This is a genomic window from Pontibacillus litoralis JSM 072002, assembly GCF_000775615.1.
GTDB lineage: Bacteria > Bacillota > Bacilli > Bacillales > BH030062 > Pontibacillus > Pontibacillus litoralis.
Genome location: NZ_AVPG01000001.1, coordinates 16587 through 28442, shown reverse-complemented (window position 1 = coordinate 28442; position 11856 = coordinate 16587). Strand labels below are relative to the sequence as shown.

Genomic DNA, 11856 nt, shown 5'->3' with positions numbered 1-11856 from the left:
TCAATGGGACATGCACATTCCGTTAATCCAAATAAACCATTAGAATATCAAACGGAGAAAAATCAAATGAACATTCTCGGATTTTGGATATTTTTAGGTGCGGAAATTGCGTTATTTGGTACGTTATTCGTCGCATATTTCGTGTTAACTGGTCGTATAGCTGATGGACCAGGTCCAAAAGAGTTATTTGCAATAAAAGATGTACTCATTGAAACGTTTATCCTTTTAACAAGTAGTTTTACTTGTGGGCTAGCCATTCATGAAATGAGGCGTGGCAATAAGAAAGGGCTTATGACGTGGCTTTTGTTTACCTTAATGTTAGGATTAGGCTTTTTATACTTTGAAGTAATGGAGTTTATTCATTATGTTCACGAAGGTGCAAGCATACAAACAAGTGCCTATTGGTCTAGTTTCTTTACGCTTTTAGGTACACATGGTGCTCACGTTGCACTTGGCGTCGGTTGGATGACGTTCATTCTAATTCAACTAGCACGTCGTGGATTGAATGCAACAACTGCACGTAAGGCCTTCATTATTTCTTTATATTGGCACTTTTTAGATGTTGTGTGGATCTTTATCTTTACAGGCGTGTATTTAACAGGGATGGTGATGTAAATGGCGGAAAACAATCATAACTTCCCGTGGAAACATATCATAGGCTTTATATTTTCTATTGCACTAACTTTACTCGCTGTTTGGGGGGCCTTGTACACAGACTTTGCAACCAATATAAAAATTTGGTTTATTGTATTCCTTGCGATATTACAAGCTGGTGTACAATTAATTATGTTTATGCACATCCGTGAAGGAGAAAGTATGACACAAATTATTACAATGCTTTATAGTGCTTTTATAGGAATTGTCATCGTCGGTGGTTCTATTTGGGTAATCAATGCGATGATGCACAGCCATCACATGTAAATAATACAAAAAAACTGTTTCTAATTCAGAAGAAGCAGTTTTTTTGTTAGGTTACCATTTATAAAAAACGGTTTTACTTTCCATATATTGCATTCACGTAATGTTCACAAATATCTTGGTGCAAAAATCTTGTATCCCAAATTAATCTTAGCTAAACTATATGATGAATCTTACATTGTGAATTATGTCACAAAATTGTCACTGTATGTTCAACGTTATTTCATTTTAACGATTTATAGTCAATGATAGAGGGTAAAAAAAGTGAAAGATTTATGACATATGTGATCATTCTATGAATTTGTGAACATACAAAGAAAAGGAGGCAACAAGAATGATGGAATTTGACAGTGTCCTGATGAGTAGGTTATTGACGACATTAACGTTAGGATTTCACATCATCTTTGCAACGATTGGTGTAGGTATTCCGTTAATGATATCCATAGCTGAATTTATTGGTATTAAGAAAAACGATCCTCACTATACGTTGTTAGCAAGAAGGTGGGCGAGAGGTTTTGTAATTACAGTAGCAGTAGGGGTAGTAACAGGTACTGCAATAGGTTTACAATTATCTTTGCTATGGCCTAGCTTTATGCAACTAGCAGGTAATATTATTAGTTTGCCGCTATTTTTAGAAACATTTGCATTTTTCTTTGAAGCTATCTTTTTAGGTATTTATTTATACACGTGGGATCGCTTTAAAAAGCCAATCTATCATTGGTTATTATCGCTTCCAGTCGTTATAGGGGCAGGTATGTCCGCATTCTTTATTACAACAGTTAACTCCTTTATGAATACACCACAAGGGTTTCAATTAGAAGGAGATAAGTTTACGAATGTAGATCCGATTGCAGCGATGTTTAATCCTGCAACGCCGTCAAAAGTATTTCACGTTCTTACTTCTAGTTATTTAACATCAGCAGCAATATTAGCAGCTATTACAGCATTTATTATTTTGAAGAAGAAGTCTACAGATTATCATAAGAAAGCATTGAAATTAACGTTAACCATTACATTTATCTTTGCTATTTTAACCGCTGTAGCGGGTGATTTATCTGCTAAATTTTTAGCGAAAGAACAACCAGAGAAACTAGCTGCCGCAGAATGGCACTTTGAAACAGAAGAAGGAGCAGACCTTATTCTCTATGGTACATTAGATGAAAATAATGAAATCCATAATGAAATTCGTCTTCCGAATGCTTTAAGTTTCTTAGCCTTTAATGATTTTCAAAGTGAAGTAATAGGGTTAGATCAAATTCCAGATGATGAAACGCCGCCACTTTGGATTCATTACATGTTTGATTTAATGGTAACGCTAGGCATGTATGCTTTATTTGTCTCCTCTATGTTCCTGTTATTCTCGAAAATGAAGCGCTGGAACGAACATAACAAATGGTTATTATGGTTAGTTGTGATCAATGGTCCAGCAGCAATGTTAGCAACAGAGTTTGGTTGGGTGTTTGCTGAAGTTGGTCGCCAACCATGGGTGTTAAGAGGATTTATGAAAGTAACGGATGGAGCTACTACATCTCCTCATGTTGATTGGATTTTCTTCTTGTTCTTACTGCTATATATTTTACTAGGTGTAATTTGTGTGACTGTTTTACGTAAATTGTTTAAGAACAACCCAGTAGAAGTAGAGTTAGAGCACCGTTATCCTGATTGGAAAGAAAGAGGTGGCCAATCATGAGCTATGAAATAATTGGAATATCTGTCCTTTGGTTATTTCTTTATGGATATTTAATTATTGCATCTATTGATTTTGGAGCCGGTTTCTTTGCTTATTATGCGAAAAGAACGAAGCAAGATCATATTATCAATAAATTAATTTCTCGTTATCTATCACCAGTTTGGGAAGTGACGAACGTATTCTTCGTGTTTTTCTTCGTTGGATTAGTAGGTTTCTTCCCAGATACAGCATATTACTTTGGTCAAACGTTACTTGTGCCAGGGAGTATTGCGATCATTTTGTTAGCGATTCGTGGATCATTTTACGCCTTTGAAAATTATGGATCGAAACAAAGTAATGTGTATATGTTTCTTTATGGGGCAACAGGGCTATTCATTCCAGCAGCGTTATCAACAGCATTAACGATTTCCGAAGGTGGCTTTATTGAAGAAACGGCTGATGGAGTGCATTTACTCACAGGGGAGCTATTAACAAGTCCATACTCTTGGAGTGTTGTATTTCTAGCAATCGTGTCTGTCCTTTATATAAGCTCGGCCTTCTTAGCGTTTTATGCAAATCGAGCAAATGATTTACCAGCAAGAGATCTAGTAAGAAAGTACATGCTATTCTGGAGTTCACCAACAATTATTGCTAGTTTAACGACGTTTATTTTCATGAGTCAGCACAATGAACGTCATTTTGAGAAAATGTTGGATTTATGGTGGATGTTCGGTTTATCTGTTGCCTTCTTCTTAGCAGCATTATATCTTGTTTATCAGAAGAAGCAATTTGGGCTTGCCTTTATCTTTGTTATGTTACAATTCTTCTTTGCCTTTTTCGGTTATGGGGCATCCCACTTACCATACTTAATTGAACCGTTTGTAACGATACAAAGTGGTGTAACAAATGATACGATGGGGCTTGCATTAGTAATTTCCTTTATTCTAGGGCTGTTATTGTTAATCCCTTCTCTCATTTTATTAATGCGTCTATTTTTGTTTGATGCTGACTATGTGAAAGGAAAGAAATAATACGTTACAAAAGCCTATTGGAGCCTTTACAGGAGTGCCAATAGGTTTTTTTCTATTTTGTGATTTTGTGATAAAATTATGTTGTTAGTAGTTGGAATTATATAATTGAATAAGTTTAAGTAGGTTGGAGGTTCGAATAGATGAAAAAAGAATACGCAGTAATTGGTTTAGGTCGATTTGGAGGGAGTATTTGTAAAGAGTTAAACCGTGAAGGGATGGAAGTGTTAGCTATTGATTTAGATGAAGACAAAGTAAATGAATATAAAGATATAGCATCCCATGCAGTAATAGCAGATTCTACTGATGAAAAAGTATTAAAAGAGCTTGGAATTAGAAATATCGACCATGTCATCGTGGCGATTGGAGATAATATTCAAGCAAGTATACTTACTACGTTAATGTTAAAAGAGTTAGGAATTATGAAAATCACTGTAAAAGCGCAAAATGACTATCATGAGAAAGTGCTAAACAAAATTGGTGCGGACCAAGTGGTACATCCTGAACGGGATATGGGAAAGAGGATAGCACACAGCATTATATCGAATAATGTTCTTGACTACTTAGAGTTGTCCGATGACCATTCGGTAGTGGAAGTTAAAGCGGGAAGGAAGTTAATTGGTAGAACGCTCGTTGATTTAGATATTCGTGCTCTATACGGATGTAACGTCGTAGGCATAAAGCGGAATCGAGACATTGATGTTTCTCCAATGCCAACAGAGACAATTTTAGACGGAGACATATTAATTATCATAGGTGAAGATCGTGATTTATCAAGGTTTGAGAAGAACTTAGTTGATGATGATGATTGATTTATTCATAACATAAACAAAATCCCCCCTAAGTCATAAACAAGACTAGGGGGGATTGCTCGTATAAAGGAAAATAAAGTTGTTAAGAGGTTAGGCAAACGTTCCTTGTGATCATACCTCCATAATAATAGGTAGAATCATTGGCTTACGTTTTGTTTTTTCATAAAGGAATGGTGCGATGGTATCCGCGATTTCATTTTTAATCTCGGACCATTGAGTAGTACGACGCTCCATTACTTTATCCAAATGCTTTGCTACAAGCTTTTGCGCTTCATTAATAAGATCTTCTGATTCACGCATATAAACGAATCCGCGGGAAATGATATCTGGACCAGAAGCAATCTTGAATTCCTTCATATTGATACTTACGACAACAATAACAAGGCCTTCTTCTGATAAAATGCGTCGATCTCGAAGTACAATATTACCTATATCACCAATTCCATTACCGTCAACATAAATGGAACCAGAAGGTATTTTGCCTGCAATCTTTGCATTATCCTTACCTAATGCAAGAACATCACCATTATCCATAATAAAGCAATTACTTGGATCTATATCCATTTCGTTAGCTAATTTCGTGTGCATTTTTTGCATGCGATATTCACCGTGAATAGGCATAAAGTATCTTGGTTGAATTAACTGTAGCATTAATTTTTGCTCTTGTTGACCGCCATGTCCAGAAGTGTGAATGTTATTCAATGAGCCGTGAATGACGTCTGCTCCTGCGCGATAAAGCATGTTAATAACGCGACTCACACTTACCGTATTACCCGGAATAGGAGAGGAAGAAAATACGACAGTGTCTCCTGGGATAATTTGAATCTGGCGGTGTGTTCCATTAGCAATTCTAGATAGAGCTGCCATTGGCTCACCTTGAGAACCAGTACATAATATGGTCACTTCATGACTAGGTAGGCGATTGATTTGCGAATGGTCAATAAACGTTCCTTTTGGAGCTTGGATATAACCCAATTCAATTCCAATATTAATGGATGCTTCCATACTTCTGCCAAATACTGCTATCTTTCTGTTATTTTGTACAGATGCTTCTACAACTTGTTGGAGTCTGTGAATGTTAGAGGCAAATGTAGCAAATATGACTCTTCCTTTTACTTTACTAAATATGTCATTGATGCTTTCTCCAACAACACGTTCTGACATGGTAAACCCGGGTACTTCACTATTTGTACTATCCGATAATAAGCAAAGCACACCTTCTCTTCCGATTTCAGCCATTTTTGTCAAGTCGGCTGGTTCACCAACTGGGGTGAAGTCAAACTTAAAGTCTCCAGTGTGTACGATATTTCCTGGAGGTGTTTTTACGACAATACCTAAGGCGTCAGGAATGCTGTGTGTAGTACGGAAAAAGCTAACAGATGTTTTACGAAATTTGATGACATCATCTTCGTGTACGGTATGAAGTTTCGTATTTCGTAAAAGACCATGTTCTTCTAACTTATTTTTAATTAAACCGATCGCTAGTTTCCCTGCATAAATAGGGATATTAATTTGTTTCAATAGGAACGGGATCCCGCCGATATGGTCCTCGTGTCCGTGTGTAATAAATAGTCCTTTGATTTTGTCTTGGTTTTGTACTAGGTACGTGTAATCAGGTATAACGTAATCAATACCTAGAAGTTCATCATCAGGAAACTTAATCCCAGCGTCAATCAGAATAATTTCATCTTGAAACTGAACTCCATACGTATTTTTACCGATTTCACCTAGACCACCAAGAGCAAAAACTGCTGTTTGGTCATTCTTAACAAATTTCATGAACTATAGATTCTCCACTTGAAAAGCTTCAGATTGTTTTTCATATTCAAGGTGACTTTCCGTCAATGCTTGAATAAGTTCAATGTTTATATTTCGATCGGCTAGTTTAGTACGTACTTCACGTTCTGTTTGTGCTTCAACATACATGCTTGTTGTACGTTCACGAACAGGTGCTTCCATGGACTCCTCCTGATAGAGTACTTTAAATATCATGATTCGATCTCTCCTAACATCCTGGTAATTTCCGTATTCTTGTCCTCATTTTATGATAGCATGTTTTGGCTTTGTATGGTAACGATATAATGCTTGCAAGAGAAGGTTAAAGTATAGTTGAAGTCTTACATGAAGAATTAAGCTAATGATTTTCGGTTCATTATATCTTTCAAACGCTTCTTTAGTTTTTCCTTCAAACGTTTTAACATTATATCATACAACTCCTTTCCTTATACGAAGAAAAGCTGTATAAAAAACGTCCTGCCGTTCATTTCCCTCTTACTTATAGTATAGTACCTTTTGCGAAAGAATTGAATAGCTAGGAGGAAGAGAATTTAAATTTCTTATCTCGTGCTTGCAAAATTGCACCTTAGGAAGGTTGTTTTGATGGTCTATTCATACGTTGTGTAACCTGTCTGCAAAAGATACAAACAATTGCACGATTCTCCTTTTTCGTTTACATTAATAAGGGATTTAACATAGAGTACCTTCCTTATTTTATAAATGGAAGAAGGCTTTATGCTAATGAACATTCATAGGAGGATGTAAATATGACAAGACAAATTGCATTTTTAGATATAGATGGTACGATATTAGATCACGATAAAAACATACCTAGTGCTACAAAGGAAGCAATTGAACAGTTAAAGCAAAATAATGTCTACGTGGCGATTGCGACTGGAAGAGCACCGTTCATGTTTGAAGACATTCGAGAAGAATTAGATATTCAGTCGTATATTAGTTTTAATGGACAATACGTTGTGTTTGAAGGAGAAGTAGTATATCAAAACCCTATTACGACCAATTTTATTAGTGAATTATATCAAAAAGCTGAAAAAGCTGGGCATCCAATGGTCTTTTTGAATGAATCTGGTATGCGGGCTACTCAATCAGGACATTCGCATATTCAAGATAGCTTAAGTAGCTTAAAATTTAATTATCCTGACATTGATGCTAGATACTTTATGAATAATAATATTCATCAAGCATTATTGTTTTGCGAAGCAGACGATGAAACGCATTATTTAGGTAGCCATGATGATTTAGACTTCATTCGCTGGCACCCATACTCCATGGATGTATTGCCATTAGGTGGATCGAAAGCAGTTGGAATAGAGAATTTTATTAAAGCAGCAGGAATTGCTCATGAGCACACCTATGCATTTGGTGACGGATTAAACGATATAGAGATGATTCAGTATGTTCAAACAGGGGTTGCAATGGGGAACGCACATCCCAAGTTGAAAGAAGTAGCGGATGTCATTACAAAAGATGTTGAGGAAGAAGGGCTTGCTTACGGATTTAAGCTCGCTGGATTAATGTCTTAACATAGAAACGAGCAGTCTAGTTAGTACTAGGCTGCTCGTTTTGTTAGTTATTTTTTTAATCTGCAGGAGTTGCGTTTTCTGGTTCTTGAAACGGATTTACTTTGTTAATATGATCATAGAACATAATGCCATTTAAATGGTCTATTTCGTGTTGAAATACAATAGCTGCAAATCCTTTTAAACGCAATTTTACTTCGTAGCCGTCCAAACCTATTCCTTTTACTGTAATTCTAGCATAACGCGGTACGTAACCTGGCACTTCACGGTCAACAGATAAACAACCTTCTCCTGTAGATAAGTATGTTTTTTCTACAGAATGGCTTACTATTTTAGGATTAAATAAAGCGTGGCTGTATTGCTTCCCATTGAAATCTTCAAAATGAACAGCGAGCATCCGCTTTGAAACGTTAATTTGAGGAGCTGCAAGTCCTACGCCAGCACGTAAGTTGTATTCCTTTGCAATTTGCTCATCTTGGCTATTTTTTAAAAATTGTAGCATGTCTTTAAGTATAGATTTCTCTTCTTCGGAAGGCGGTAAAGAGACAACATCAGCAACTTCTCGTAATACCGTATCCCCTTCTCTTATAATATGATCCATTGTAATCAAATTTCTCACATCCTTTTTCAATCCCATTCATAAATTTAAGTTTATCATACACCATATATTTATGGGAATCTTATTAATAAATCAATGACTTTAGAACACATAAAATTATTCAGTGCTTGTGTATAAATGGTATGATAGAATCAATAGTGCATACTTGTAAAAGTTGATTAAAAAAGCTAAGTCTTTCCACATTTACATTGGAATGAGTAATGATGGATAGACGCTATCTTGTAAATTGTGTAAGGAGGAAATGTAGGTGCGATTAGGGAAATTACTATTGGTGTTAACTTCTGTTATATTCGTGTTAAGCGGGTGTATTGGCGGGCCATCAGCAGCAGAGAAAATGTATAATCACTTAGAAGAAGCAGTAACATTAGAGGCTGCTTTTGAAGATCAACAAAAATCTATGGTGGAATTAGAAAAAAAGGAAAAGAAAATATATGATGAAATAATGGAATTAGGCTTAGAAGACCTAGAAAAAATAAAAAATAAATCTGACGAAGCTATTTCTTTCATTGAGCAGCGTGAAGATAAATTGAAAGTAGAGAAAGAAAGCATTGATGCAGCAAAAGAAGAATTTGATAATGTAAAGTCTTTAGTAGAGGATTTAGAAAACGAAACGTCTAAAGAGAAAGCAAATCAAATGATTGAAGCCTTTCAAAATCGTTATGATGCCTATCAACAGTTGAATGAGAAGTATAAAGCTTCCTTGAAACTAGATCAAGAATTATATGAAATGCTGCAAAAAGAAGATGTAGAAAAAGATGCACTAGAAAAGCAAATCGAGCAAGTAAATAAAAGTTATGAAAAAGTGATGAAGGCTAATAAAGATTTCAATCAATATACAAAAGAGTACAATGACCTAAAGAAACAATTTTATGAAGCGGCAAGTTTAGAAGTGCAATATGACGATCAACAACCATCCGGTGAAAAGGATAAAGAACAGTCAAAAGAAAATTAAAACAATACCGAATAAGCTGTCCTCTGGGCAGTTTATTTTTTGTATGTAAAGGAATGATAATGAGGAAGATAAAGCTTGAATGAAACATGGTAGAAGCTTATCTATCCCATTGTGTTTTTAGTGATGACAAAAATGTTACAGTAATTAAATTATACTAATACAGTTATTTGTTAAAAAGATGTAATTGTCTATAGCTGAACTCTTTTGTATTAGTTTTCTAGGTTAAACAAAGTGTTTGACGAACTGCTCACTTTTGAGCTAAACTACTAATTGGTTATAAGTTGTACCATTTCATTTTGCTTAATTTATGTAACAGGTTGATGAGTTTATTAAATACGTGATTATTTCATTAAGTTAGTGTAAACACAACATGAGCAAATCGGTACACAATTTTTAGCTTTTTGGAAAGGCTAATAAAAGAAAACAAAAATTTTGTTAGTGGAAAGGAAGAGGTGAAGAACATTGAAACGAACTATTGAAAAGCTTGAAAATGAGTTTGAAACGTTTCAAATCTTAAATGAAGACGGCGAAGTCGTTAACGCTGACGCTATGCCTGATTTATCTGATGAAGACCTACAGGAATTAATGCGTCGCATGGTGTATGCACGTATTCTTGATCAACGCTCTATTGCATTAAATCGTCAAGGACGTTTAGGTTTCTATGCTCCAACAGCAGGTCAAGAGGCATCCCAATTAGGAAGCCATTTTGCGATGGAGAAAGAAGATTTTCTACTTCCAGGATATCGTGATGTACCACAACTGATATTCCACGGACTTCCATTGTACCAAGCATTTTTATTCTCTCGTGGTCATTTCCACGGTAACCAAATGGACAATGTAAATGCTGTAAGTCCACAAATCATCATCGGAGCTCAAATAACACAAACTGCTGGTGTTGCTCTTGGTATGAAAAAACGTGGTAAGCAAAACGTTGCATTAACGTACACAGGTGATGGTGGTGCTTCACAAGGTGACTTCTATGAAGGGATGAACTTTGCTGGTGCATTTAAAGCTCCTGCTATCTTCGTCGTACAAAATAACCGTTATGCAATATCTGTACCTGTTGAAAAACAGTCTGCGGCAAAAACAGTTGCACAAAAAGCAGTTGCTGCTGGTATTGAAGGCATCCAAGTAGACGGTATGGACGTATTAGCAGTTTATACAGCTACTAAAGAAGCTCGTGAGCGTGCAATTAATGGCGAAGGTCCAACACTTATTGAAACATTAACGTATCGTTACGGTCCACATACAATGGCTGGTGATGACCCTACTCGTTACCGTACAGAAGATGATGAAAACGAATGGAGCAAGAAGGATCCACTAATTCGTTTCCGTAAGTTCCTTGAAAACAAAGGACTATGGTCTGAAGAGAAAGAAAATGAAGTAATTGAAAGTGCAAAAGAAGAAATCAAAGCTGCGATTAAGAAAGCAGATGAGCAGCCAAAACAAACGGTTACTGACCTTATTTCTATTATGCACGAAGAACTTCCAGCAAACTTAAAAGAGCAAATGGAAGAATATAAAGAGAAGGAGTCGAAGTAGATCATGGCACAAATGACAATGATTCAAGCTATTACTGATGCGATGCGCACAGAGCTTAAAAACGATGAAAATGTTCTTATCTTCGGTGAAGACGTAGGCCAAAACGGCGGTGTATTCCGTGCTACTGAAGGTCTGCAAGCTGAATTTGGCGAAGACCGAGTTTTTGACACACCACTAGCTGAATCTGGTATCGGTGGTATGGCTGTTGGACTAGCATTACAAGGTTTTCGCCCACTTCCAGAAATCCAATTCTTCGGCTTCGTATATGAAGTTATGGATGCGGTTAGTGGTCAAATGGCACGTTATCGCTACCGCTCTGGTGGTACTTACAACATGCCTATTACAGTTCGCTCTCCTTTTGGTGGTGGAGTACATACTCCTGAATTACATGCGGACTCTTTAGAAGGTTTAGTGGCTCAACAACCTGGACTACGTGTTGTTATTCCTTCCACGCCATATGACGCGAAAGGTTTATTAATTTCATCTATTCGCAACAATGATCCAGTTATTTTCCTTGAGCACATGAAACTATACCGTTCTTTCCGTGGTGAAGTGCCAGAAGGTGAATACACAATTGATCTTGATAAGGCGGATATTAAGCGTGAAGGTACTGATGTAACGTTAGTAGCATACGGTGCAATGGTACACTCTGCTCTTAAAGCAGCAGAGGAACTAGAAAAAGACGGCATCCAAGCAGAAGTAATCGATTTACGTACTGTAAGCCCAGTTGATTACGAAACAATTCTTAAATCTGTTGAGAAAACCAATCGCGCTGTTGTCGTTCAAGAAGCACAAAAACAAGCTGGTATTGCTGCTTCTGTAGCTGCTGAAATTCAAGAACGTGCTATTCTTCACCTAGAAGCACCAGTTCTACGTGTTGCAGCTCCTGACACAGTGTATCCGTTCTCTCAAGCAGAAGAAGTATGGTTACCAAACTATAACGATATCATTGAAAAAGTTAACCAAGTTGTAAACTTTTAATTATAACGAAACGATAGG

At 36.5% G+C, this 11856-nt stretch carries 12 protein-coding genes; 9 read left to right on the top strand and 3 right to left on the bottom strand.

Translation table 11 applies throughout. The features are described 5' to 3' along the window. Positions 1–3 precede the first annotated feature (3 nt). From qoxC to N784_RS00120, 5 genes are all read left to right on the top strand, one after another. Positions 4–615 (top strand): cytochrome aa3 quinol oxidase subunit III, encoded by a 612-nt coding sequence (qoxC, locus tag N784_RS00140; RefSeq protein ID WP_036830800.1) that lies wholly within the window; start codon positions 4–6, stop codon positions 613–615. Further along, the gene (gene qoxD, locus N784_RS00135; protein ID WP_036830798.1) at positions 616–921 is read left to right on the top strand and encodes a cytochrome aa3 quinol oxidase subunit IV; all 306 of its coding nucleotides are present in this window, start codon (positions 616–618) and stop codon (positions 919–921) included. It begins immediately after the preceding gene. Positions 922–1252: 331 nt separating this feature from the next. Then, positions 1253–2608, top strand: a complete 1356-nt coding sequence (locus N784_RS00130) for a cytochrome ubiquinol oxidase subunit I (RefSeq protein WP_036830796.1) — start codon at positions 1253–1255, stop codon at positions 2606–2608. After that, the gene (locus tag N784_RS00125) at positions 2605–3618 is read left to right on the top strand and encodes a cytochrome d ubiquinol oxidase subunit II (RefSeq protein ID WP_198134373.1); all 1014 of its coding nucleotides are present in this window, start codon (positions 2605–2607) and stop codon (positions 3616–3618) included. The genes N784_RS00130 and N784_RS00125 overlap by 4 nt, the downstream gene beginning before the upstream one ends. A 140-nt stretch (positions 3619–3758) precedes the next feature. Beyond that, a complete protein-coding gene (locus tag N784_RS00120) occupies positions 3759–4427 on the top strand; it encodes a potassium channel family protein (protein ID WP_036830794.1) in 669 nt (222 codons plus the stop codon). A 111-nt stretch (positions 4428–4538) separates the two neighbouring features. On the opposite strand, the gene rnjA is transcribed toward N784_RS00120, so the two are convergent. Both rnjA and N784_RS00110 read right to left on the bottom strand, forming a co-directional pair. After that, positions 4539–6206 (bottom strand): ribonuclease J1, encoded by a 1668-nt coding sequence (rnjA, locus tag N784_RS00115; protein ID WP_036830793.1) that lies wholly within the window; start codon positions 6204–6206, stop codon positions 4539–4541. A 3-nt stretch (positions 6207–6209) separates the two neighbouring features. Continuing rightward, positions 6210–6419 (bottom strand): DNA-dependent RNA polymerase subunit epsilon, encoded by a 210-nt coding sequence (locus N784_RS00110; RefSeq protein ID WP_036830791.1) that lies wholly within the window; start codon positions 6417–6419, stop codon positions 6210–6212. A 551-nt stretch (positions 6420–6970) separates the two neighbouring features. Between N784_RS00110 and N784_RS00105 the strand changes: the two genes are divergently transcribed. Further along, positions 6971–7747 (top strand): Cof-type HAD-IIB family hydrolase, encoded by a 777-nt coding sequence (locus N784_RS00105; protein ID WP_036830789.1) that lies wholly within the window; start codon positions 6971–6973, stop codon positions 7745–7747. Positions 7748–7802: 55 nt separating this feature from the next. Here N784_RS00105 and def read toward each other — a convergent pair whose 3' ends face one another. Beyond that, positions 7803–8354: a peptide deformylase gene (gene def / locus N784_RS00100; RefSeq protein WP_036830787.1), complete on the bottom strand. Its 552-nt coding sequence runs from the start codon at positions 8352–8354 to the stop codon at positions 7803–7805. Positions 8355–8610: 256 nt separating this feature from the next. On the opposite strand from def, the gene N784_RS00095 reads away from it, so the two are divergent. The 3 genes from N784_RS00095 (at position 8611) to N784_RS00085 (ending at position 11838) form a co-directional block, all read left to right on the top strand. Next, a complete protein-coding gene (locus tag N784_RS00095; protein ID WP_036830785.1) occupies positions 8611–9315 on the top strand; it encodes a YkyA family protein in 705 nt (234 codons plus the stop codon). A gap of 462 nt (positions 9316–9777) precedes the next feature. Then, positions 9778–10857 carry a pyruvate dehydrogenase (acetyl-transferring) E1 component subunit alpha gene (pdhA, locus tag N784_RS00090; RefSeq protein ID WP_036830783.1) on the top strand — a complete coding sequence of 360 codons (1080 nt, stop codon included), beginning with the start codon at positions 9778–9780 and terminating at the stop codon, positions 10855–10857. A 3-nt stretch (positions 10858–10860) separates the two neighbouring features. Beyond that, positions 10861–11838, top strand: coding sequence for an alpha-ketoacid dehydrogenase subunit beta (locus tag N784_RS00085; RefSeq protein ID WP_036830781.1), 978 nt, complete (start codon positions 10861–10863; stop codon positions 11836–11838). Positions 11839–11856 lie beyond the last annotated feature (18 nt).